Raw genomic sequence first — 22473 nt, 5'->3', positions numbered from 1 at the left:
GACCCGCTCCCCGGAACCCTCGGATCAGCTGCCCGACTCGCCGTTCGCCGACAGGATCGACACGTCCTCCAGCAGGTGCGCCAGCGCGCCGTCCCGCTTGACGTTGGAGGAGTTCTCGGTGCACTGCTGCTGCATGTGGTCCGAGAGGATCGGGATGTCCTGGACGTTGACACCGATGAGCGCGCCGACGCCGATCGGAATGTCGTTCAGGGCGATGCACGGCTTGTTGAACGAGCCCTGGATCAGCGCGATCTGGGGGCTCATGTTCCCGTACGTGGCCGAGTTGCCGTAGCTCTGCCAGCCCGCGTTCCCGTTGGCGACGGTCGGGCCGTCGTCGTTGCCGATCGCCAGCGCCTGCGGTGCCGCGGCAGCGGAGGCGCCGATGGCGGAAGCGGCGACAACCGCAGTCGCAACAAACTTCTTGATCACTGGCCTGTCCTTTCTGAGGAAACCCCGTCACCGGAGCTCTCTGGTCAACTCCTTCGGCCCCTTGTGGTTTCTCCCGTTCACTCCCTCGGACGATGCCGCGGGCTGGTGGTGCGCTTGTCCGACTTGCCGATTTCCGGGCCCGTCAGAGGGCCCTGCGGCCAACCGGGTGAATGGCCGCAACCATTCCCGGTGGGCCGGGTTTATCTCGCCGTAGGGCATGCGTCGCTACGAGGAAAGGAACGCGAAGTGCTCAAGAAGGCAATGGTCGCCGCCGCGACCGCCGCTTCTGTCGTGGGAATGGCGGTGGCGGCCGCGCCGCAGGCGCTTGCCATCGGCAACGACGACGGACCGACCGTCGCGAATGGCAACGGCGCCGTGTCGTCGTTCGGCAACTCGGCGACCCGGGGCGACATGAGCCCGCAGCTCTCGCTGGTCCAGGGCAGCCTGAACAAGCCGTGTGTCGGTATCCAGGACGTCGACGTCGCCGTCGACGTGCTCATCGGCGTCACCGTTCAGGACCTCCCGATCCTGTCGGACCACCTGCAGCAGCAGTGCTCCGACAACTCCACGAACGCCAAGCGGGACGGTGCCATCTCGCACGTCCTGGAGGACCTCTCGGTTCTCTCGGCCAACGGCGAAGGCTGAGCCGTTTCGGCCGGCCCGGGCAGTCCGCCGCATCGTCTCGCGGACTGCTCGGGCCCCTTTTTTCACCGGACGCGGTGCGAGCGGATGTCGCGTGAGGAAACCGTGCGATCGAGTGATTATCACTCAGTTCACGTTCTATCGAAGCGCTTTCCGTCTATCTCTCGTTCCGTGCCACGACCGTTCACGTCGTGCTCACACGGTTATGGCCGTCATCGGGGCATGACCCCAAGGAAGGGAACTTTCATGAAGAAGAGCGTTGCTGTCGTCGCCGGTGCCATCCTGGCCATGGGCATGGCCGCCCCGGCCTTCGCCGACGCCGGTGCCGAGGGTGCGGCTGTCGGTTCCCCGGGCGTCCTGTCCGGCAACGTCGTCCAGATCCCGGTCCACGTGCCGATCAACATCTGCGGCAACACCGTCGACATCATCGGCCTGCTGAACCCGGCCTTCGGCAACACCTGCGTCAACGACTGAGGACGCGCCACCACGCACCAGCCACCGGCGGTGTCCTGGCCGGCCCGGATCGTCGAATGACCCATTCTTCGTTCCGAGGCCGGCCGTCCCACTTCTGCGAGCAGGAAGACGACGACATTGCGTCAGACCCTCAGCAAGGGCATGGTCGTGGCCGCCGCGGCGGCGGCGACGGGCGTGCTCTCCTTGTACGGCGGCACCGCGCTCGCCGACACGGGCGCGCAGGGCGCCGCCCAGGGCTCGGCCGGTGTGCTCTCCGGCAACAACGTCGAGGTCCCGGTGAACGTGCCGGTCAACGTCTGCGGCAACTCCGTGGACGCGGCGGCCCTGCTGAACCCGGCCTTCGCCAACTCGTGCGCCAATCACGAGGTCCACACCGGCACCGGCTCGTACGGCGCTGACGACTCCGGCCACGGCGGCCCGTCCGCGTCCAGCCCGGCCGGCCATTCCGGCGGCTACGGCGACGACGACACCCCGCCGGCGCACACTACCGAGCGGACGACTCCGCCGGCGTATGGCGGTGAGGAGAAGACGACTCCGCCCGCGTATGGGGGCGAGGAGAAGACGACTCCCCCCGCGTACGGCGGTGACGAGAAGACCACCCCGCCCGCGTACGGAGGGGAGGAGTCGACCCCGCCTCCCTACGGTGGTGAGGAGACGACCACTCCGTCTCCGTCCGGCGACAAGACGACTCCGCCCCCGTATGGCGGTGAGGAGTCGACCCCGCCCCCGTACGGCGGTGAGGAGACCCCGCCTCCCGGTGGTGGTGAGCACGAGCATCCGAAGCCGCCGCCCAGCCTGCCGCACACGGGCAGTGACTCCCGGGCCATGCTCGCGACCTCGGCGGCCAGTGCCGCGCTGATCACGGCCGGTGCCGTCCTGTACCGCCGGGGCAGGTCGTCCAGCACCCACCGCTAGATCAGGTCCGCCGACCGCCACCGCCGTACCGGCGGTGGCGGTCGCGTGTTTTCCGGTGCCGTCCGTTCGGCCGTGCGGCGGTTCGGGCGTACCTGAAAGTCGTAACCGGGCGGGCGGCGTCCATATTGATGTGACGGTGTGTCAATAGCAGAGGAGGCAGGAGAGAGCCGACGAGAAGTATGTGGAGAGGAGCAGGCATGGCTGCACAGCGGCGACGGATGACCGTGCTCGCGGCGGCGGCCGTCGCGGCGGTCGTTCTGGCGGCCGGGCCGGGGTCCGCGGTGGGAGTGGCCCGGAACACCGACCCGCCCACTCCCGCACCGACGGCGGCGCCCGCGACGACACCGGCACCCTCGGTTTCCCCGACCGCCCCGCCCCTCCCGCCCTTCGGGGCCTTTCTCGACTCCGGGCCGCTCGGCGTGGCGCGCATGGCCGAGCTGAGCCAGTGGCTGGGCGGGACCGAGCTGAAGGTCGCCCACACCTATCTGCCCGGCGGTCGCTGGCGGGACATCGAGGGGCCGCCCGGCTTCCTGGACGTCTGGGCGCACTGGCGGCTGGAGAAGTTCGACCGCACGCTGGTGCTCAACGTGCCGATGCAGGAGCGCAACGAGGAGCACCTGTCCGACTCCCAGGTGCGGCTGCTGCTGCGGCAGGCCGCGGCCGGCGCCTTCGACCAGCACTTCCGGGCCCTTGCCGAACGGCTGGTCGCGCTGAACGTGCCGGACACGGTGATCGTGCTCGGCTGGGAGATGAACGGCACCACCTACACGCACCGCTGCGGTCCGGACCCGGCGGCCTGGAAGACGTACTGGAAGCGGATCGTCACCACCATGCGCGCGGTGCCGGGCCAGCGGTTCCGGTTCGACTTCAGCCCGAGCCGCGGCCGGGACGCCGTGCCCTGGACCGAGTGCTACCCCGGTGACGACACGGTCGACATCATCGGCATGGACTCCTACGACCAGCCGGCCGGGATCTCCTTCGACCAGCAGGTGACGGAGCCCTACGGCCTCCAGCAGCACGTGGACTTCGCGAAGGCCCACGGCAAGCCCGTCTCGTACCCGGAGTGGGGCCTCTTCCGCAACGGCGACAACGCCGAGTACATGAAGCGGATGCTCGCCTGGATCGACGAGCACCGGCCGCTGTACAACACGCTCACCGACTACTGCCCGCACGGCGTCTGGCAGTGCGCCGGCAACCCCCGCTCCGCGCAGCTCTACCGGACGGCCCTGTACGGCCGCACCGAAGAGCCGACGCCGACCCCCACCCCCACCCCCACCCCCACGCCGGTCACCCAGCCCCCGGCCAACTGCTCGCCGCTGGAGCTGGGCGACTGGGTCGAGCACTGGCTCGGCGGAAAGCTCTGCGTCCGGCTCGACTGGTGGTCGAGGAACCGTTAATCCCGGTCCCGCTCCCGCCACCGGCGCAGTACCTCCCTGCCCCGCTGCCGGGCGGCCGCGTCGCACAGCGCGGCCGTCAGCAGCGGGGCGGTGCGCCGCCGGGCCAGCAGCAGCCGCCGGTTGGCGACCGCCTCGGGCCGCCAGTGCCGCTTGTACGGCTCGTCCCCGCGCAGCAGACTCAGCGTGCCCCGGCCGCCCGCACCGGCCCGCACGGCGTGCTCGGCGCACGCGTCCAGCAGCATCACCGCCACGTCCGCCTTGCGCCGGCGCAGATCGGGATGGGCGCCGTAGAGGTAGCCGCCGGCCAGTTGGGCGGAGAGCAGGGTCAGATCGACGGCCACCACCTCGCCGTCCATCCGGAACTCGGTGACCACCGCGTTCCCGGCCCGCACCATCGGGCCGGCCGCCCGCACCAGATGCGCCCGGAACCGGGCCGTGAGGTGCTCGGAGGTCACCTTGCGGCCCTGCCACTGGAGCCGGTGCAGCTCCAGCAGCCGGTCCACGGCCGCACCCGCCTCCGAGGCGGGGACCGCGCGCCGCTCGACGCCCAGCGCGGTCAGCTTGCGCAGCTTGGCCCGCGCCCGCTGCTGGGCCTTGGCGGACGGCAGCCGGGACACCAGTTCGTCCATGGGAGCGGCCGGCAGTTCCAGGCACACCGAGTCGGGGATGTCCCGGCGCGGCCCGCGCCAGCGGTCGTAGACCCGCTCCGCCGCGCCGCCCGGCCGTACCTCGCGCAGGTCGATCAGCGCGCCGCGGGCCGTGTCCGCGAGGGCGTCGGCGAGGGCGCGGGCCGCCCGGCCGTCGTCGGCGTCGTCCAGCAGCAGGTCGGTGTAGTCGGAGATCGCGCCGCCCAGCGGGACCAGCGCGGGCAGCGGCCGGTGCGCCAGCATCAGCGGGGCCACGGCCACGAGTTCGCCGTCCGAGCGCACCAGCAGCAGCCGCAGCCGGCCGGGTCTGCCGTACGACAGCCACCACGAGTGCAGCCAGGCGTGGCTCTGGAACGGGGTCGCGCGGGCACAGCGGGCGTGCAGCCGGTCCCAGGCGGGCCCGAGCCGGGCGAAGGCGGTCTCGTCGGTGACGAGTTCGGTGGTGAGGGCGGGCCGGGTGCGGGTCGCGGTGCGTGCCGCGCAGGTCGCCGTCACAGCTGGCCGTGGGCTTCGGCGGCGAGGGCCGGGCCGGGCACCGAGGCGGGCCGCGGGCTCTCCTCCTCGGTCCGGCGCCGGGGCCGGACCAGCAGCGCGAGCCCGCCGAGCAGGCCGCCCCCGCTCGCCCCGACCAGGCCGGTCAGCGTGGGGGAGGGGGAGGAGGGACCGGTGGGCTTGACCGCCCGGGAGAACTGGAGGAGCTGGACGTGCGTGGCGGACTCGGTGTCGTCGGCGTGCCGGGTGAGCGCGCGGGCGACCGCGTTGGCCATGTCGGCGGCCCGGTCCGGGCGGTCCGAGGTGGCGGACACGGCGACCATCGGGGCGTCCGGCGAGGTCGCGGTGCGCACGTCGGCGCGCAGCGTGGCCACCGGCACCCCGGCCCACACCTGGGCGTCGGCGAGCACCGCGAGCTGGGTGGCGACCCGGCCGTAGGCCTGGGCGAAGCCCAGCGCGGTGGCGGTGTCGGACTTCTCGGTGGGGACGGCGACGACATAGCTGGTCGCCGTGTACGTGGCGGGCTTCAGGGCGCCGTACGCGCCGCCGAGCAGTCCGCCGGCGAGGGTCCCGGCCGCCACCAGCGACCAGGCGGGCAGCGTGCGCAGACGGGCGGCGCGGGGGCGCCGGGGAGGGGTGTCGGTCATGACGGGCTTGCTCCCTGCTGGATCGGGGCTCGGGGTGGGGTGGCGGGGGCGAGCGCGGCCCGGTAGACGTCCATGAGCCGGGCGGCGCTGCGGGTGACGCAGTAGTGGCGGGCGGCCTCGGGGGCGGTGCGCGGGCCGGGTCCGGCGGCGCGGACGCCGGCGAGCGCGTGGGCGTAGGCGCCGGGTTCGCACGGGACGCGTACGGCGTCCGGGGCGGCCTCGGCGGGCAGGTCCTGGAGTGCCGGGCAGGAGGTGTAGCGCACCGGCAGCCCGGCCGCGAGGGCCTCGACGACCGCGAGACCGAACGCCTCCTCGGGGGAGGGGGCGGCCAGGACGTCCATCGCCGTGGTCAGCGCGGGCAGGTCGGGGCCGGGCGTGCCGTCGGGCAGGTACGGCCGTTCCCCGGCGAACAGCACCCGGTCCTCGACCTCCGCCCGCCGCGCGGCCCGCCGCAGCGCCGATTCCTCGGGGCCGCCGCCGACCAGCAGCAGCCGGCAGTCGGCGGGGAGGCGGGCGAGGGCGTCGATCAGGACGTCGAAGCGCTTGCCGGGGGCGAGTCTGCCGATGCCGCCGATGACGAACGCGTCTTCGGGCAGGCCGAGTCGGGCGCGCGTGCGCTGCCGGACCGCCGGGTCGTGGGCGAACCGGGTGAGGTCGATGCCGTTGGGTACGACCGTGATCCGGGGCTCGGGGACGCCCCAGCGGGCCAGCCGCGCGGCGACCGTGGGGGAGACGGCGACGGTGGACCGGCCGAGCCGCTCGCCCAGCAGGTACAGGCCGCGCACGCCTCTGGTGAGCGGGCGGCCCTCCAGCTGCGCGTCGCCCAGGGAGTGTTCGGTGGCGACGACCGCGCGAACCCCGGCGAGCCGGGCGGCGATCCGGCCGTAGAGGCAGGCCCGGTAGAGGTGGGTGTGCACGAGGTCGTAGCGGCCGCGCCGGATCAGCCGGACCAGCCGGGGCAGCGCGGTCAGGTCCCGGTTGCCGGCCATGCCCAGGTGCGTCACCCGCACCCCGTCGGCCGTCAGCCCCTCGGCCACCGGCCCGGGGTTGGTCAGCGTGACCACGTCGCAGGTCACCGGCAGGTGCCGCAGCAGCAGCCGCAGCTGCTGCTCGGCGCCGCCCACACCGAGCCCGGTGATGATGTGCAGGGCCTTCACCGCAGCCCCGCCACGGGTTGCCGGCGCCACCGGTGCAGCCGGTGCTTGAGGAACAGCCGCCCCGCGCCGTCGTTCTGCCCGACGTGCACGCGCGGCAGCACCAGCGGGCCGTTCAGGGCGCCGGGGTCGATGGCGCAGCCATAGCCGTACCCGGCGTCCCGCACGGCGTCCATCGCGCGCCGGTCGACCGTGCCGTACGGGTAGCAGAACCCGGCGACCGGGCCGCCGGTCAGCTCCTCCAGCAAGGCGCGGCTCTCGGTGATCTCGGCGGTGAGCCGGGTGTCGTCGGCCCGGGTGAGGTCCACGTGGGTGAGGCCGTGCGAGCCGATCTCCATCCCGGCGTCCCTCGCGCGCCGGATGCCGTCGGCGGTCAGCAGCGGCTTGCGCGGGCCGAGCGGGTCCCAGGCGTTGTCGCCGCCGAGCCGGCCCGGCAGCACGAACAGGGTGGCCGTGCAGCCTCTGCGGGCCAGCACCGGCAGGGCGTGGTCCACGAAGTCGGCGTACCCGTCGTCGAAGGTCAGGCCCACCAGGTCCCGGCCCTCCCCCCGGGTGCGGGCTGCGAGGAGTTCGGCCACCGAGACCCCGCGCAGCCCCCGCCGCGCGAGCCAGCGCAACTGCCGGTCCAGGCGCTCGGGGGTGACGGTGATCCGGTACGGGTCCGGGGAGCGGTCGCCGACCGAGTGGTACATGGCGATCCACGGGACGGGGCCGGGCCCGGCGGGGGCCGGGGCGCCGGCGCGGGCGGGGGAGACGGACTCAACGGAGTACGGCATGCACGAGCCTTCGCGTGTGGGTGCGTACGAGACGGAGCGCGGGCGCGAACTCCCGGGCGCCCAGGGCCCGGCCGAGCAGGACGAACACCACGGTCACCGTGGTGCCGCCGGCGGCCAGCTCGGCGAGCGGCGACCCGGGCAGCCCGGCGACCAGGGCACCGGCCGGGGCGGCGACCAGGGCCGCCCGCAGCGGCCGGCTCAGCTCGCCCAGCAGCCGCCGGGTGCGGACGGGCACGCTGCGGCGCCGCATCCCGGCGAGCAGCAGGACGGCGGTGAGGGTGATGCCGGTGGCGTTGGCGGCGGCGATCCCGGTGACGCCCCAGGGGCCGACGGTCGCGGCGCCGATCCAGGAGGTGGCGGCGATCCCGGCGGCCATCGCGGCGACCGGGTACCAGGTGGCGCGGCCCGCCGAGAAGTAGGAGCGGACCAGCACACCGGTCAGGGTCTGGCCGAGCAGTCCGAGCGCGTAGACCCGCATCACGCCGGCGGTGGCCGCGGTGTCGCCGGCCGTGAACGCGCCCCGCTGGAACAGCAGCCCGATCAGCTGCGGGGCACAGGCCACCACCGCCGCCGCGCCGAGCAGCACGAGGGCGCCGGCCAGGACGAGGTCGCGTTCCACCCGGTCCCGGGCCCGCTCGGTGTCGCCCTCGGCCAGCGCCCGCGCGACCACCGGGAAGGTGATCGTGCAGAGCATCATCGACAGGGTCATCGGGATCTGCGCGACCTTCTGGGCGTAGTTCAGGTGTGAGATCGCCCCGGCGGGCAGCGTGGAGGCGAGGAACCGCTCGATGAGCACCTGCGACTGCCGGCACAGCGCGAACAGCAGCACGGTGGCCAGCAGCGGCGCGTCGAGGGGCCCCGCCGCCGCCCGCGTCCCCGCCGCCTCAGCGGCCGGTCGCCGCCTCAGCTCCCGCACCAGCGACGGCAGTTGTACGGCGACCATCAGCACACCGCCCGCCGCGACCCCGACCGCCGCCGAGCGCACCCCCCAGCGTCCGCCGAGGGTGTACATCGCGGTGATGATGCCGACGTTGTAGGCGATGTAGATCCCGGCCGGCGCGAGGAAGCGGCGGTGCGCCCGCAGGACCGCGCTGCAGTAGCCGGCCAGACCGAAGCTGACCACGCACGTCGCGGTGATCCGGGTGCAGTCCACGGCCGGGCGCGGATCGGGCAGGCCCGGCGCCAGCGCCTCCACGAACTGCGGCGCGGCCAGCGCGAGCAGTGCGCCCACCGCCGCGAACCCGAGGGCCAGCCGGGGCAGCGTGCCCGCGACCAGCGACCGCACCGGGTCCCCTCCGTCTCCCCGCGCCCGCCGGGCCAGGGCCATGCTGAACGCCGGGATCAGCGCGAACGCCAGCCCGTCCTCGATCAGCAGGGTCGCCGCGAACTCCGGCACGGTCCAGGCCACCAGGAACGCGTCCGTGTCCCGTCCGGCCCCGAACAGCCTGGCCAGCGACTGGTCCCGCACCAGCCCCAGCAGCGCCGCCGCGACCGAGAGGGACGCCGTGAGCAGGGTGGCCCGTGCGAGGAAACGGCCGGTGGGCGGGGCGTGTTCGGCGGGGGGCGGAGGGGTGCCCGCGGAGGCGGCTGCCGGCTCCGGGACGCTGGTCGTTCCGGTCGTCTGCTGCGGGGCCGTACCGGCCGTCGAGTCGGTCATGCCGGCCGTCCGCGGGTGGGGCGCGTGGTCATCGCAGGGCCGCCTTCCGCGCGTGCGGCTCGGACGGGTCCGGTACGGCGGTGCCGGCCTGCGGGGTGACGCGGTCGGCGCCCGCCAGGGACCACCAGGAGACGAGGCCGAGGGAGACGGCCGTCAGCACGGTGGAGGGGCCGCCGATGTCGGCGTAGACGAAGTCCACGAGCTGCCACAGCAGCAGCCCGCAGGCGACCAGGGCGCACTCCAGGTCCCGGCTGCCCAGGGCGTGCGCCCGCCACAGGCCGCGCAGCGCGCACACCAGCAGCGCGAGCCAGCCGCCCGCGAGGCACAGCAGGCCGATCAGCCCCTGCTCGCCGAGGACCAGCAGGTACATGTTGTGCGGGGAGAGCAGCGGCTGCCGGTGGAAGGCGGCGCCCGCGCCCTCCGTGTCGCTGCCCGAGGACAGCGCGAGCGAGGCGTGCCCGTCCCGGTACTCCGGGAAGCCCTTCAGCCCCACGCCGGTCAGCGGGCGGTCGCGCCACATGTCGACCGCCGCCGCCCACATCGTGTACCGGTCGGTGACGGACTGGTCGGGGGCGTCGGTGACCTGCCCGATGCTGTCGATCCGCTCCTGGAGCATCGTCGTCCCCACCCCGAACCCGCCCACCAGCACCACGCACGCGGCCACCGCCACCGCGCCCGCCTTCAGCGCCCGGCGCGGCCCGGCCAGCAGCAGCTGCGCGGTGACGGTGACCGAGGTGGCGATCCACGCGCCCCGGCTGAAGGACAGCGCGAGCGGCACCAGCAGCGCGAGCGCGCAGCAGGCGGCGACCAGCCGGTCCCGCACCGGCGCCCGGCCCAGCGCCAGGCCCACCGCGCACACCAGCCCGAAGGACACCGCCGTCGCCATGCCCATCACGTCCACGGCCCCGAACGTGCCGACCGCGCGGACGTCCTCGCCCTGGTACGACGCCCCCGTCCCGGTGAGGTACTGGTGCACGCCGATCGCGCCCTGCCAGCCGGCGAGCGCCACGAACGCCCAGGCCAGCAGCCGGAAGTCGGAGCGGCCCCGGACCAGGACCACGACCGCCGCCGGGACCAGCACGAAAATCTGCAGATAGCGGCCGAGCCCGGCGATCCCGGCGCCGGGCGAGACCGCGTTCATCGCGGCCAGCGCCACCCCGGCCACCGGCAGCCCGAGGACCACGGCGGCCCGCCGGCTCAGCGGGCGCCGGCGGGCGCGCAGCAGCCGCACCGCGCAGTAGCCGACGACCAGCGCGGACACCGCGTCGGCCGGACCGGCGCCGTCCCCGCCGGCCGGGACCGGCAGCGCGAGCAGCGCGACCACGGCCAGCACGGGCAGGACCGGGGGGAGCCGCCGGGGGCGGCGCGAGGGCAGGGCGAGGGCCATCGGTCAGCTCCCCGTCGAGCGCACGAGCGCGGCGGCGGTGCGCAGCAGGATGCAGACGTCCTGCCACAGCGACCAGTTGTCGATGTAGGCGTTGTCGAACCTGGCCCGGTCCTCGATCGAGGTGTCCCCGCGCAGCCCGTGGATCTGGGCGAGCCCGGTGATACCGGCCCGCATCCGGTGCCGGGCCGCGTACCCGGGGTACGTCTGGCTGAACTGCCCGACGAAGTAGGGCCGTTCCGGGCGCGGTCCGACCAGGCTCATGTCGCCGCGTACGACGTTCCACAGCTGGAGCAGCTCGTCCAGCGAGGTCTGCCGCAGGAACCGGCAGAAGGGGCTCATCCGGCGCTCGCCGGCCACGCTCCACCGGGTGGCCGCCTCGTGCTCGTCGACCGGGCGGTGGGTGCGGAACTTCAGCAGCGTGAAGGGCCGGCCGTCCTTGCCGATGCGTTCCTGCCGGAAGACCACACCGGGCCCGTCGGTGAGCCTCAGCACCACCGCGCACACCAGCAGCACCGGGCCGGCCAGCAGCAGCAGCGTCCCGGACACCGCCACGTCCAGCAGCCGCTTGCCGGCACCGGTGCGCCGCCCGGCGCCCAGGTCGAGCCGGCGCACCGCGAACCCGGCGAGCTGCTCGCGCCGCTCGTACACCGGGCTGTCCGCGTCCACCTCCCACACCGCGCAGCCGGACTCGACCAGCGCCCGCAGCAGCGGACCCTTCTCGGTACGGACGGCCGGGCCGACGGTGAGCACCGCCCGCACCCCGTTCTGGATGAGCGCCCGCTCGACGTCCGCGCCGCTGCTGAGCACCGGCAACCCCCCGCTGCCGTCCGGGTGTTCGGCGACCACGCCGACCGGGCGCACCCCGCAGCGGGGGTGCCTGAGCAGCGCGGCGGCCACCCGCTGGGCGGTGCCGGCGGGCCCGATCACCAGCGCGGCGCGCGGGTGCCTGCGCAGCACGGTCCGGCGCCGCCAGTGCACCAGGCCCCGGCCCGCGCAGGCCGTCGCCGCGTGCAGGGCCCAGCCCAGCAGCAGGGCCCGCGCCGGCAGGGCGTGCCCGGGGTCGTGGGCGCCGAGCAGGGCGGCGAGGGCCAGCCAGGCCACCGCGATCCGCCCGCAGACGGCGGGCAGTTCGTCCAGCACGCCGGGCACCGGCCGCGCGGAGTGCGGGCGCAGCAGCAGCGCGCCGGCCACCAGGACCGCGACCGGCAGCGGCCGGCGTACGGCCTCGTCCAGCGCGACCGCGCCCACCAGCGCGGCGAACAGGTCGGCGGCCAGCGGCGACAGTGGCGGCAGCGGCGAGGCGGGCCGCGCGGGCGGGCGCCGCAGCGGGAACCGGAAGCCGCCGGGGGCGCGGGCCGGCAGCACCGAGACGGACGAGAACCCGTGGTCCCAGGGCCCCGTGCCGGGGGAGGGGACGGTAGTTTCCGCGGTCACGAGTGGATGGACTCCCTGCGCTCAATGGACACGGGCGGGCGGGCGCCGAGGACTTCGCGGTACAGGGCCGCGATCCGCTCGGCGGTGTGCCGCACGTCGTGCGTGGAAAGGACGTGCCGGCGGCCCTGGTCACCGAGCGACGCGCGCAGCGCCGGGTCCGCCAGCAGCGCGGTGACCGCGGCGGCCAGCGCGGCGGGATCCTCCGACGGGACCAGGCAGGGCGCAGCCGGGGCAGGTGCGGGCGCGGCTGGGGCGAGCGTGGCTGGCGCGGGCGGGATGGGTCCGGCCGGGATGGGCCCGGGCGGGATGGGCCCGGCCGGTGCGGGCCCGGTCGAGGCGGGCGCGGCCGGGGCGGGCGGCAGGCTCTCGCGGGCGCCGTCTACGTCGGTGAGTACGACCGGCCGTCCGCAGGCCTGCGCCTCCAGCGGGACCAGCGCCATGCCCTCCCAGCGGCTCGGCAGGACGACGAGGTCGGCGGCCCGGTACCAGGGCAGGACATCGGTGACGGCACCGGCGAAGTGGACGGAGGGGTGGGCGGAGCGCCGTAGCACCTCGTGCGCGGGGCCGTCGCCGACGAGGGTGAGCCGGGCGCCGGGGTGCGCCGCGCGGACCGTGTCCCAGGCCCGGAGCAGGACGTCCTGTCCCTTCTGCCGGCACAGCCGCCCGACGCAGACCACGTGCGGCGATCCGCCCCCGCCGGGACCGGCCGGGGTGAAGCGCGCGGTGTCGATGCCGTTCGGGACGACCCGGTACGCCGCCCGGATCCCGGCGCGTTCGCCCGTGCCGCGTTCCGCCTCGCTGACGCACAGCACCCGGTCCGCCCAGCGGGCGCCCCACCGCTCCCAGCGCAGGGCCACGGCGGCGGTGGGCCCGGTGACCGCCTCGAAGGACCAGGCGTGCGGCTGGAACACGGTCGGGACCCGGCCCCGGAGGGCGAGCCGGGCGGCCAGACCGGCCTTCGCGCTGTGCGCGTGCACCAGTTCGGGCCGTACCTCTTCGATCAGGCGTGCGAGGCGCCGTACTTCGCCGGGCAGGCCGGGCCCCGGGGAGCGGCCGGCCCGCCAGTCACACACCTCGACGCCGGGGAGTTCCCGTACCGCCGTGGCCAGTTCACCGCCGGGGCAGGCCACCGCGACGCGCAGGCCCGCCGCCACCTGGGCCCGGACCAGGTCGGCCACGACCCGGGCGACCCCGCCGTCGACGGGTTGCGCGACGTGCAGGACCCGTGGCCCGGGGCCGGGTGGTGACTGGTGCATTCGGGGGATTCCTCGCTGCTCACGGGGGGCGCTCGGGACTCGGATCGGGAACGCGCCTCACTGCCGGACGTCCGCGGCGGTGACGAGCACAGCGGCCCGTGCCGCGTCCCGGTGGGGAACGAGCCGGAAGCCCGGCCGGTCACCGCCGTTCAGCGGAGCCGGGCCGAGATCAAACAGATAAGAGTCATGGCCGAGCGGCTGGGCGTAGGCCGAAGCCCGCCGCGCCGGTACCTCATCTGGTCCGATGATCGTAGGTTCGGCTACGTCGTCTGCCGGGCCGGCCGGGTCGCGCGGTGCGACCGGTGTGCGCCGGGGCCCGGAGGAGCGTGTGCGCGGCGTACTCGGCGGCGGACCCAGGAGCTTGCGCATGCCGGCGGCGCCCTTTCGCACGTGCTGGTGACATCCGCAACTCTAGTGGCTATCCGTACTAATACGGAGAAAGCAGACAAGTGTGTCGGAAGGGTGAAGGGCAGCTTACTGATACCGCCCACATCACCCCATTGGCGGCACAACCCGGACGGGCGCAGCGCGTTGACACAACGCCGGGCAGCCGCCCGGATGTTGTGTCGATCCCAAGGAGTACCTCTCCATGTCGCGTATCGCGAAGGGCCTGGTCCTGACCTCCGCCGCCGTCGCGGCCGTCGCCGGCGGTGTCGGCGTGGCCTCCGCCGACGCCGGTGCCGGCGCCGCCGCCGTCGGTTCGCCGGGCGTGCTGTCGGGCAACGTCCTCCAGGTCCCGGTCCACGTGCCGGTCAACGTCTGCGGCAACACCGTCGACATCATCGCCCTGCTGAACCCCGTGTTCGGCAACACCTGCGTCAACGACTGACGTCGGACACGCCCCTTCGGCCCGCCGCCCGTCCCATGCGCACCGCGTGGGGCGGGCGGCCGGTTTCCGCTCCCCCGGATGGGTCACGCATGGTAGCCGAGCGGTTGCGGGGTGTGAGAGCGGAACGGACGGTGGGCTCAGGTCCCGATGTCCACCGAAAGGAACGCCATGCGTGCTCTGCCGTCGCGGCGCCTCGCGTCCACCGTCCTCTGCGCCGCCGTGCTGGTAGGCATCGCCGGTCCCGTCGCCGTCGCCACCGACTCGGCGCGGGACGGCGCCCCTGCCACCTCCCGGGCGGCCGTCCCCGGCGCCGAGGAGCTGCTGGCCCAGGTCAGGGCGCTGCGCGCCACCGGAACCGTGCTCAACCCGGTCGCCGACCTGCTCGACCAGTCCCTGACCAGGGGTCAGCTGCCCGCCGACCAGGCCAAGCGGCTCGGCGACGCGGCGAAGAAGGCCGTCGCCGAGGCCGCCAAGGACCCGGCGCCCGTCGCCGCCGCGGCACCGTCGGCCGCCGTCGCGCCTGCCGCCCCCTCTACGCCCGCCGCGCCCGCCACCCCCGCGACACCCGCCACCCCTGCGGCCCCTTCGGCTCCGGTCGCCCCGTCCGCGCCCGCCACCCCCGCCGCGCCGTCGGCCCCCGTGGTCCCGTCCGCGCCCGCCTCGCCGAGTCAGCCCACCTCTCCGGACGCGGCGGCCAGCCCCTCGCAGTCCCCGGCGGCCGTGCCCGCCGCCCCGCAGCAGGTCCTGGCCGACCAGCAGCCCCAGGCCCGCGACGCCGTGAGCGACCTGCTCGCCGCCCTCGACAAGGCGATCGACGACCTGGTCGCGTCCCTCACCTCCAGCACCTCTCTCACCCCCACCACCTCCAGCGTCGGCACCGAGGCCGACACCGACGCCGACAGCGTCCTGTCCTCCGCCAACGGCGTGATGGACAACCTGCTCGACCTGATCAGCTCGGCCCTCGGCCAGGCCACCTCCGCCATCCCCTCGCTGGCGCCGCTCCCCTCCCTGAGCCTGCCGCCGGCGCCGTCGCTGCCGGCCGCGTGACCCGATAGGCGCACCTCGTCCCGCCGTAGCACCCTCGGCCGCCGCAGCCCCTCGGCCGCCGCAGCCCCTCGGGCGCGGCGGCCGGGGCGTGCGTGCGCGCGGATGGGGGCCGGGATCTCATATGTCTTGTGGGCACGGGGTTTCCGGTCCGGTCGGAACTCGTTGGACAGGGCGCCGGACAACCCGCGGGGTGACGCGAGTCGCCCAGGAAAGGAACACGATGAAGTCCCTCAAGGCCGCCGCCCTCGTCGCCGGTTCCCTGGCCCTCGTGGGCGCGGCCACGCCCGCGTTCGCCTACGGCCCCCACAACCTGCCGCCCATGAGCCTCAACGGCGGGCTCGACGCGCTCGCCAAGAACCCGCCCACCGTCACGGACCTGCTGCCGGTCCAGCACCAGTCCGACGCGCTCGACACCCAGAACAAGGACTCCGTGCTGCACAGCCTCAACGGCGCCACCGACTCCCTCAACCAGCGAGGCCTGCTCGGCGGCATCCCCCTGCACAGCTGAGCCCCGCCCCGCAGGGGCTCCGCACGGGCCGGTACCGCACCGCGGGACCGGCCCGCGCCGCGTCCGGGACGGCTTCCCTCGATCGTGTGGAGCGCCCCCGGGCACTGCTCCGGAAGGGTGAGAAGCCCGCGGCCCGCGCCGGAGGCCGTCGGTATGGTCGCGCGGTGACCTCAGCAACGAGTGAGACCCGTCCCTTCCGCGCCGCCGACATCGGCACCCTCGTCCTGCTCGCCTGGCTCGCCAGGAACGAGGAGGGCGACGGCCGGACGCCCTGCCTGCTCGCCTGCTCCCTGGGTGACGGCCCGGACGGACCCGAGGCCGCGTCGGCCGCCGTCGAGCGGCTCCTCGGCGACCTCGGCCTGCCGATCGGCGGCGAGCCCGTCGACGGCACCAGCCGCACCCTGAAGGTCGGCATGCTCGTCGCCGCCGGGCAGATCGTCCTCCAGCTGCCGCAGATCACCAGCCAGGTCACCCCGCCCGCCGACTGGCTGGCCGCCGTCCAGAAGCTCGGCTACACCTACTTCATGTTCAGCAAGCGCGTCTGCCCCTCCACCGGCCCGCGCACGCCCGTCACCGGAGCGGCGCTCGCGGAGTTCGCGGGCTCCCCGGAGACCACGAACGCCGCCGCACACGCCTACCTGCCCGCCCGGGGCCTGCGCGTCTGACGCGCCGCGCCGTACCGCGGGCGCCGGCCGCGCCTTCGGCGTGCTGCTGATCCTGACCCGCTGGTGGGACTTCCGGACAAGCCGATGTCCGAAGAGCCGACTATTACGGCACCTGGGGGAATTGTGAACTGAAGCCGTTTTCCGGCTCGTTACGCGGTACGGACGCCGAACCCCCGCACCCGGAAAGGGACCGTACCTGACATGAAGCCGACCACCCGAGGAACCCTCGCCGCCGTCGTCACGGGCGTCGCGGCCGCCGCCGCCACCATGGGCACCGCCGGCTCCGCAGCGGCGGCCGGCACGGTCCCCGTCCCCGTGCCCCTGGACGGCGCCGCCACGGCACTCCGCATGGAGCTGCCCCACCTCGGCGCCGAACTGCCACTGCTCCGGCCGGGCGCCCCCGAGGGCCCGCGCTACGCCACCGGCCACCTGCTGCCGGAGCGCACCCTGCCCCAGCTGCCGCTCAGCGCCGGCCTGCCCGGCCTGGACGCCCGCTCCCCGCTGCCGCACGTCCTCGGCGACGGCCGCTTCGACCACGTCGGCATTGACGCGCCCGCCTCCGACGTGCACGCCCTCGCCCCCGGCCTGTCCGCGGACGCCCCGCTGACCGCGCCCAACGGCGACCACTTCGGACTGCCCTCCACCAAGCTCCCCGAGGCCGGCGTCCTCGCCCCGGTCCTCCGGACGATGGCCGGCGGCAACCTGACGACGGGTCCGGGCCTGTGACCCGCTGACCCGCTCGTCCCCGCACGAACCGCCCCGGATGGCCCCCCGGCGGTGACCCCGCGCGCCCTTCACCGGTTACCGGTACCGACAGGATCGGGAACCCGGACGAGGAGAGCGCGATGGTCATCGGTGCCGGCGGTATGGCGGTGGGGACGGAACAGCAGGTCACAGCGGCGGCGGTGGGGAGACCGACCCGCCGGGAGGTGGCGCGGGGGCTGCTGGCCTCCCTCGCCGCCCTGGCCCTCGCCCCGGTCGTCGCCGCCTCCCGCCCGCTGCCCACGGCCGGCGGCGACTCCGGGTCCTTCCACGAGACGTACCGGGGCCGCCGTATCCAGGGCGTCCTGCTGCCGGTCGCGGGGCGCCGGGCGGCCGAGGGCGAGTGGCAGATCACCATCGACGGGCGCCCGCTGCACCTGATGCGCCGGGCCGACGGCACCTGGCTGAGCATGGCCGACCACTACACGTCGTACGCCACCCCGCTGGAGGCGACCCGTGCGGCCGTGGACCAGCTCGGCCCCGGCCAGCGGCTGCGCGACCTGGCACCGGGCCCGATGGACGCCACCCACGCGGACCACATGGGGACGGGGGGCGGCCATGGCGTACGTGCGTAAGGACGTCCGGAAGCTGACCGCGAGCGAGCGGAAGCGGTTCGTGAACGCGCTGCTGGAGCTGAAGAGGCGCGGCGAGTACGACGAGTTCGTGCGCACGCACATCGACTTCTACACCTCCGACGGCGAACACGGCCTGCGCACCGCCCACATGGCCCCCTCCTTCCTGCCCTGGCACCGCAGGTTCCTGCTGGAGCTGGAACGGGCGCTGCGCCGCGTCGACTCCTCGGTGACGGTGCCGTACTGGGACTGGACCCGGGACCGCGCGACGACGTCCCCACCCTGGACCAAGGACCTGCTCGGCGGCAACGGACGGTCCTCCGACCGGCAGGTGATGACCGGCCCGTTCGCCTATTCGGCCGGCCACTGGACCATCAAGGAGGGCGTCACGGACGGCAGGTTCCTCACCCGGGACCTCGGCCGCGCCGCGGCGCCCCTCCAGCTGCCGACCGGGAAGGAACTCCAGTCGGCGCTCGACGACCCCGTGTACGACGCCTCGCCCTGGGACTCCACCGTCCGCACGGGGTTCCGCAACAAGCTGGAGGGCTGGGGGAGCGGCACCGGCAGCGCCTCCTGGCGCAACCACAACCGGGTGCACCGCTGGGTCGGCGGCGCGATGCTGGGCGGTGCCTCGGTCAATGACCCGGTGTTCTGGCTGCACCACGCCTTCCTGGACCTCCAGTGGTCCCGCTGGCAGCGCGCCCACCGCACGCACCGCTATCTGCCCGCCCAGCCGCCCGGCCCCGCCGACCGCCAGCACGGCCGGGTGGTGGCCCGGCACGAGCGGCTCCCGCCCTGGGACGAGACCCCGGACCAGCTGGAGGACCTGAGCCGGACGTACCGGTACGCGTGAGGCGGCCCCGGCACACGGGAAGGGCCCCGGCGCTCGGAGTGCCGGGGCCCTTCCCTGTCGTACGGACGGCTCAGTTGCCGTAGCCGCCGGCGTCGTGGGTGCTGACGTTGGCGCAGGTGTTGCCGAAGGCCGGGTTCAGCAGGCCGATGACGTCGACCGTGTTCCCGCACAGGTTGACCGGGATGTGGATCGGCACCTGGACGATGTTTCCGGACAGCACGCCGGGCGAACCGACGGCGGCGGCCTGGGCGCCGGAGTCGGCCAGGGCCAGACCGGCCCCGCTGATCACCACGGCACCGGTGCCGAGAGCGACGGCGGCTGCCTTCGCGATGCGCGACATCACGTTCTCCTTCTGTTACTCGAAAGGGACGATGCGGCAGGCCAGCCACCGCACTTCCCGTTCAACGGCGTCGCGCGGGCCTGGTCACGGGGCCCGGCCGGGGATCACCCTTTTATCCGGGGGTACCACCCACGTCCCTCGTGCCACGTCAGGGCAGCCGCCGTACCGGCGAGCCCGCCAGATAGGCCTCGATGTCCTCGACCGCCTCGCCGTAGTAGGTCGCGTAGTTGGCCCGCGAGACATAGCCGAGGTGGGGTGTGGCGAGGAGGCGGGGCGCGGTGCGCATCGGGTGGCCGGCGGGCAGCGGCTCGGTGTCGAAGACGTCGACACCGGCACCGGCGATCCGCCCCTCGTGCAGCGCGGCCAGCAGCGCGTCCTGGTCCACGATGGCCGCGCGGGAGGTGTTGACGAGGAAGGCGGTCGGTTTCATCAGGGCGAACTCGGCGGTGCCGACCAGGTTCCGGGTGCGGTCGCCGAGGGCCAGGTGGACGGAGACGAAGTCGCTGTCGGCGAGCAGTTCCTCCTTCGACGCCGCGAGTTCGACACCGACCTCCGCGGCGCGCTCGGCACCGAGGTTCTGACTCCAGGCGCTGACCCGCATGCCGAAGGCGAGTCCCACCCGCGCGACCCGGCCGCCGATCCTGCCGAGCCCGAGCAGCCCCAGCCGGCTGCCGTGCAGATCGGCGCCGACGGTGGACTGCCAGGGGCCGCCCGCCCGCATCGCCGCGTTCTCCGCCACGATCCCCCGGGCCAGCCCCAGCAGCAGGGCCCAGGTCATCTCGACCGGGGGAGTCCCGGCGCTCGCGGTGCCGCACACGGTGACGCCGTGTTCCTCGGCGGCCGCGTAGTCGATCACGGTGTTGCGCATGCCGGAGGCGATGAGCAGCCGCAGCCGGGGGAGGCGGGCGAGGAGTGTGCCGGGGAAGGGGACGCGCTCGCGCAGGGTGACCACGATGTCGAAGCCGGCGAGAGCCGCGGCGAGCGCGTCCTCCCCGTCGAGGTGCTCGCGCAGCGCGACGACCTCGACCCGGTCCTCGATCACCGACCAGTCGGCCACCGAGGTGGCCACCCCCTGGTAGTCGTCCAGCACCGCACAGCGAAGTCGCACGTCGTCTCTCCCCTCGGACGGATCCCGCGCTCGGATCCCAGGGTGACTGTAACGCCGCCGACCGGCCCGTATCCGTCCTCAACCCCCGTGATGACGCCCACTGTTGATCTACGTCACCGCCAGGCACTTCAGGGTGAAAGTCATGGATATGTCCGGAATACGTAACGACGTGCGGGGCACCCCCGCGCACCGGGGCTCCGAGGCGCAAGGTGTGGGGGCGCGGCCGGCCGGCCGCCGAACCGCACCACGCACCACCGCACGGGGTGCTCTGGACCCTTGAGGGGGATCCTCGTGACCGTTTCCGCTTCTGTGCGCCGCATCACCGCCGTCACCGCCGTGACGGCGGCCGCCCTCGGCGCCGTGGCCCTGCCGGCCGCAGCCGCCGACCACCACCCGACGCCGCACAGCCGGCAGGGCGTCGTCCGCATCAGCGCCGCGCACGTCCATGCCCCGGGCCGCGACGACCGCAACGTCACCCTGGCCAAGGAATGGGTGGCCGTCACCAACGACGCCCGCCGTCCCGTGGACCTGAACCACTGGACGCTCACCGACCGGTCCGGCCACACGTACACCTTCCACCACTACCGCCTCGGCGCCCGCTCCACCGTGCGCGTCCACACCGGCGTCGGCCGCGACACCCGCAAGGACCTGTTCCAGGACCGCCGCAGGTCCGTCTGGGACGCCACCGACACGGCGACCCTCCGCGACGACCACGGCCGCGTCGTCGACGACGCGTCGTGGGGCCGCGGCCGGGGCCACCGCCACCACTGACCCCCGCGCCACCGAGGCCCACGGTCCCGGCCACCCCGGCCGGCCGTGGGCCTTTCGCGCGCCCGCCGCGGGCCGCCCCCGCATCACGCCCTTCCCGCCGCCCCCGCATCACGTCCTTCCCGCCGCCCTCGCCTTACGCTCTTTCCGTGCCCTCGGACGACGACGTTCCGGTCCTCAAGCGAAGCGGGCGGGAAACGAACTGCCACCCGCACGGCCCCCTGGGCCTGGCCCTGCTCATCCTGGCCGCCCTCACCGCGGCCCTGGTGCTCCTCCTGATGCACCGCCACGCGGGCCCGTTCACACCCCCGGCCGCCCCGACCCGCACCCTGTGGAGCCCGGCGCCCAACGCCCCGTACCGCCCGACACCTTCCGTGCCCGCACGGCAGTACGCCCGGTAGGCGTGGCACCCTCCCGGGTGAGTGCCACGCCTACCGGGCTACCGGGAACGCGGGGCGGCGTTCACCGGCGGGGACTGCGGGCGGTCAGCGGCGGCCACGGCCCCACGACGCGTCGTCGACGAACCGCTTGTGGTCGTTGCGCAGGGTCGCCGTGTCCTTGGCGTCCCACACCGACTTGCGGCGGTCCTGGAACAGGTCCTTGCGGGTGTCGTGGCCGACACCGGTGTGGACGCGCACGGTGGAGCGGGCACCGAGGCTGTAGTGGCGGAAGGTGTACGTGTGGCCGGACCGGTCGGTGAGGGTCCAGTTGTTCAGGCTGACCGCGTGACGCGAGCTGTTGGTGACGGCCACCCATTCGTTGTTCAGGGTGGCGTTGCGGTCGTCACGGCCCGGGGCGTGAGCCTTGGCGCCGCTGATGTAGACGGCGCCGTGCTGGTGCCGCGGCGCCGGGTGGTGGTGGTCGGCGGCGGCGGCCGGCAGGACCACGGCGCCGAGGGCGGCTGCGGTCACGGCGGTGACGGCGGTGATGCGGCGCACGGATGCGGAAACGGTCACGAGGATCCCCCTACAGGAGTCCATGGCACCCCCCTTTGCCAACCCACGGACATTGATCCCCGCAGGTCAGCGGTGGTGCGTTGTACGAGCGGCGACCGGCTGGCCGCGCACTCACACTGTGCGGGCCGGGCGCCCGGATTGCTGGGGAGATGTGCCTGTCATTACGTGTTCAACATATTCCTGTGACTCTTCGCTGTAACGTCCATGTATGGCTTGAACAGGCGAGATTGAACGTTTGTCAGGAAACCGGCCGCTCTATCACTGCAGCCCGCCCCCCGCGCCCGCCGCGAGCAGCCGACGCCTCACGCCGGGCATCACCCGAAAGTGAGTAACAGAACCCGTGCCCGCTGGGACGGACTAGTCCGTCAGGGGCACGAGTGGCGCCCCGCAGGACTGGCACGCCTGCGGATAGGTATGGCGAAAGGACTTCACCCGAGGCCCGTCCGCAGGGTCGTGTACATCGCCAACGGGCAGCACCCCGCGAGGCTTGGCGCCGGCCGGAGTGCTGGACGGCGCTTCTGTCCGGGAAGCCGTTCGCGAGCCCGTCGACACCGGACGCATGTCCGGTTTGGCGGGCAACGGCGAAGCGGTGCGACGGAGAACGGCAGCCGAACTGCTGGAGCAAGCCTCGGGGCGCCCTGGACGCCCAGGACGCGGGTTCGAGGATCGCGACGCATCACGGCTCGGTGAGATGACTCACGGCCACCCGCCATACCTTTACCTGGTGTTGGGATGACTCGCAGTAGCGAATAATCTAC

At 74.3% G+C, this 22473-nt stretch carries 25 protein-coding genes; 13 read left to right on the top strand and 12 right to left on the bottom strand.

The features are described 5' to 3' along the window. Nucleotides 1-24 precede the first annotated feature (24 nt). Nucleotides 25-429: a rodlin gene (locus tag NX794_RS27835; protein ID WP_258781914.1), complete on the bottom strand. Its 405-nt coding sequence runs from the start codon at nucleotides 427-429 to the stop codon at nucleotides 25-27. 246 nt (nucleotides 430-675) lie between these two features. On the opposite strand from NX794_RS27835, the gene NX794_RS27830 reads away from it, so the two are divergent. The 4 genes from NX794_RS27830 to NX794_RS27810 all read left to right on the top strand — a co-directional run bounded on the left by NX794_RS27830 (nucleotide 676) and on the right by NX794_RS27810 (nucleotide 3857). Beyond that, nucleotides 676-1074, top strand: coding sequence for a rodlin (locus NX794_RS27830; protein ID WP_258781912.1), 399 nt, complete (start codon nucleotides 676-678; stop codon nucleotides 1072-1074). Between the two features lie 243 nt (nucleotides 1075-1317). Beyond that, on the top strand, nucleotides 1318-1545 hold the full coding sequence (locus tag NX794_RS27825) for a chaplin (RefSeq protein WP_258781911.1): 228 nt from the start codon (nucleotides 1318-1320) through the stop codon (nucleotides 1543-1545). A gap of 117 nt (nucleotides 1546-1662) precedes the next feature. After that, a complete protein-coding gene (locus NX794_RS35960; protein ID WP_309506038.1) occupies nucleotides 1663-2460 on the top strand; it encodes a chaplin family protein in 798 nt (265 codons plus the stop codon). 197 nt (nucleotides 2461-2657) lie between these two features. Beyond that, the gene (locus tag NX794_RS27810) at nucleotides 2658-3857 is read left to right on the top strand and encodes a glycoside hydrolase family 26 protein (RefSeq protein WP_258781909.1); all 1200 of its coding nucleotides are present in this window, start codon (nucleotides 2658-2660) and stop codon (nucleotides 3855-3857) included. Here NX794_RS27810 and NX794_RS27805 read toward each other — a convergent pair. The 8 genes from NX794_RS27805 to NX794_RS27770 are packed head-to-tail and all read right to left on the bottom strand — an operon-like array spanning nucleotide 3854 to nucleotide 13307. Then, a complete protein-coding gene (locus NX794_RS27805; RefSeq protein ID WP_258781908.1) occupies nucleotides 3854-4999 on the bottom strand; it encodes a GNAT family N-acetyltransferase in 1146 nt (381 codons plus the stop codon). The genes NX794_RS27810 and NX794_RS27805 overlap by 4 nt on opposite strands. Further along, a complete protein-coding gene (locus tag NX794_RS27800; protein WP_258781906.1) occupies nucleotides 4996-5643 on the bottom strand; it encodes a YveK family protein in 648 nt (215 codons plus the stop codon). The genes NX794_RS27805 and NX794_RS27800 overlap by 4 nt, the downstream gene beginning before the upstream one ends. Continuing rightward, nucleotides 5640-6800, bottom strand: coding sequence for a glycosyltransferase (locus NX794_RS27795; RefSeq protein WP_258781903.1), 1161 nt, complete (start codon nucleotides 6798-6800; stop codon nucleotides 5640-5642). The genes NX794_RS27800 and NX794_RS27795 overlap by 4 nt, the downstream gene beginning before the upstream one ends. Next, nucleotides 6797-7573, bottom strand: a complete 777-nt coding sequence (locus tag NX794_RS27790) for a polysaccharide deacetylase family protein (RefSeq protein ID WP_258781902.1) — start codon at nucleotides 7571-7573, stop codon at nucleotides 6797-6799. Before NX794_RS27790 ends, NX794_RS27795 begins: the two co-directional genes overlap by 4 nt. Beyond that, a complete protein-coding gene (murJ, locus tag NX794_RS27785; RefSeq protein WP_258781900.1) occupies nucleotides 7557-9230 on the bottom strand; it encodes a murein biosynthesis integral membrane protein MurJ in 1674 nt (557 codons plus the stop codon). The genes NX794_RS27790 and murJ overlap by 17 nt, the downstream gene beginning before the upstream one ends. Before the next feature lie 28 nt (nucleotides 9231-9258). Then, complete coding sequence (locus NX794_RS27780) at nucleotides 9259-10617, bottom strand: O-antigen ligase family protein (RefSeq protein WP_258781898.1); 1359 nt, start codon at nucleotides 10615-10617, stop codon at nucleotides 9259-9261. Nucleotides 10618-10620: 3 nt separating this feature from the next. Beyond that, nucleotides 10621-12051 (bottom strand): exopolysaccharide biosynthesis polyprenyl glycosylphosphotransferase, encoded by a 1431-nt coding sequence (locus NX794_RS27775; protein WP_258781896.1) that lies wholly within the window; start codon nucleotides 12049-12051, stop codon nucleotides 10621-10623. Next, nucleotides 12048-13307: a glycosyltransferase gene (locus tag NX794_RS27770; protein WP_258781891.1), complete on the bottom strand. Its 1260-nt coding sequence runs from the start codon at nucleotides 13305-13307 to the stop codon at nucleotides 12048-12050. Before NX794_RS27770 ends, NX794_RS27775 begins: the two co-directional genes overlap by 4 nt. A gap of 589 nt (nucleotides 13308-13896) precedes the next feature. Here NX794_RS27770 and NX794_RS27765 point away from each other — a divergent pair. The 7 genes from NX794_RS27765 to NX794_RS27735 all read left to right on the top strand — a co-directional run bounded on the left by NX794_RS27765 (nucleotide 13897) and on the right by NX794_RS27735 (nucleotide 18543). Beyond that, nucleotides 13897-14136 carry a chaplin gene (locus tag NX794_RS27765; RefSeq protein ID WP_258781890.1) on the top strand — a complete coding sequence of 80 codons (240 nt, stop codon included), beginning with the start codon at nucleotides 13897-13899 and terminating at the stop codon, nucleotides 14134-14136. Between the two features lie 168 nt (nucleotides 14137-14304). Then, on the top strand, nucleotides 14305-15183 hold the full coding sequence (locus NX794_RS27760; protein ID WP_258781889.1) for a hypothetical protein: 879 nt from the start codon (nucleotides 14305-14307) through the stop codon (nucleotides 15181-15183). 220 nt (nucleotides 15184-15403) lie between these two features. Beyond that, nucleotides 15404-15691 carry a hypothetical protein gene (locus NX794_RS27755; RefSeq protein ID WP_258781888.1) on the top strand — a complete coding sequence of 96 codons (288 nt, stop codon included), beginning with the start codon at nucleotides 15404-15406 and terminating at the stop codon, nucleotides 15689-15691. Between the two features lie 164 nt (nucleotides 15692-15855). Next, complete coding sequence (locus NX794_RS27750) at nucleotides 15856-16356, top strand: DUF5949 family protein (protein ID WP_258781887.1); 501 nt, start codon at nucleotides 15856-15858, stop codon at nucleotides 16354-16356. A gap of 201 nt (nucleotides 16357-16557) precedes the next feature. After that, nucleotides 16558-17082 carry a hypothetical protein gene (locus tag NX794_RS27745; RefSeq protein WP_258781885.1) on the top strand — a complete coding sequence of 175 codons (525 nt, stop codon included), beginning with the start codon at nucleotides 16558-16560 and terminating at the stop codon, nucleotides 17080-17082. Nucleotides 17083-17201: 119 nt separating this feature from the next. After that, a complete protein-coding gene (locus NX794_RS27740) occupies nucleotides 17202-17693 on the top strand; it encodes a tyrosinase cofactor (RefSeq protein ID WP_258781884.1) in 492 nt (163 codons plus the stop codon). Beyond that, nucleotides 17677-18543, top strand: coding sequence for a tyrosinase family protein (locus NX794_RS27735; protein WP_258781883.1), 867 nt, complete (start codon nucleotides 17677-17679; stop codon nucleotides 18541-18543). The genes NX794_RS27740 and NX794_RS27735 overlap by 17 nt, the downstream gene beginning before the upstream one ends. A 70-nt stretch (nucleotides 18544-18613) precedes the next feature. On the opposite strand, the gene NX794_RS27730 is transcribed toward NX794_RS27735, so the two are convergent. Both NX794_RS27730 and NX794_RS27725 read right to left on the bottom strand, forming a co-directional pair. Beyond that, complete coding sequence (locus tag NX794_RS27730; RefSeq protein WP_258781882.1) at nucleotides 18614-18883, bottom strand: chaplin; 270 nt, start codon at nucleotides 18881-18883, stop codon at nucleotides 18614-18616. Nucleotides 18884-19031: 148 nt separating this feature from the next. After that, nucleotides 19032-19991 (bottom strand): D-2-hydroxyacid dehydrogenase family protein, encoded by a 960-nt coding sequence (locus tag NX794_RS27725; RefSeq protein ID WP_258781880.1) that lies wholly within the window; start codon nucleotides 19989-19991, stop codon nucleotides 19032-19034. Between the two features lie 291 nt (nucleotides 19992-20282). On the opposite strand from NX794_RS27725, the gene NX794_RS27720 reads away from it, so the two are divergent. Together NX794_RS27720 and NX794_RS27715 are read left to right on the top strand one after the other, a co-directional pair. After that, the gene (locus NX794_RS27720) at nucleotides 20283-20762 is read left to right on the top strand and encodes a lamin tail domain-containing protein (protein ID WP_258781879.1); all 480 of its coding nucleotides are present in this window, start codon (nucleotides 20283-20285) and stop codon (nucleotides 20760-20762) included. 146 nt (nucleotides 20763-20908) lie between these two features. After that, nucleotides 20909-21160 carry a hypothetical protein gene (locus tag NX794_RS27715; RefSeq protein WP_258781878.1) on the top strand — a complete coding sequence of 84 codons (252 nt, stop codon included), beginning with the start codon at nucleotides 20909-20911 and terminating at the stop codon, nucleotides 21158-21160. 84 nt (nucleotides 21161-21244) lie between these two features. Here the strand turns inward: NX794_RS27715 and NX794_RS27710 are convergent, their stop codons facing one another. Continuing rightward, the gene (locus NX794_RS27710; protein ID WP_258781877.1) at nucleotides 21245-21715 is read right to left on the bottom strand and encodes a lamin tail domain-containing protein; all 471 of its coding nucleotides are present in this window, start codon (nucleotides 21713-21715) and stop codon (nucleotides 21245-21247) included. Nucleotides 21716-22473 lie beyond the last annotated feature (758 nt).

The sequence above is a fragment of the Streptomyces pyxinicus genome, assembly GCF_024753135.1.
GTDB lineage: Bacteria > Actinomycetota > Actinomycetes > Streptomycetales > Streptomycetaceae > Streptomyces > Streptomyces pyxinicus.
This window is presented reverse-complemented; position numbering and strand designations above follow the sequence as displayed.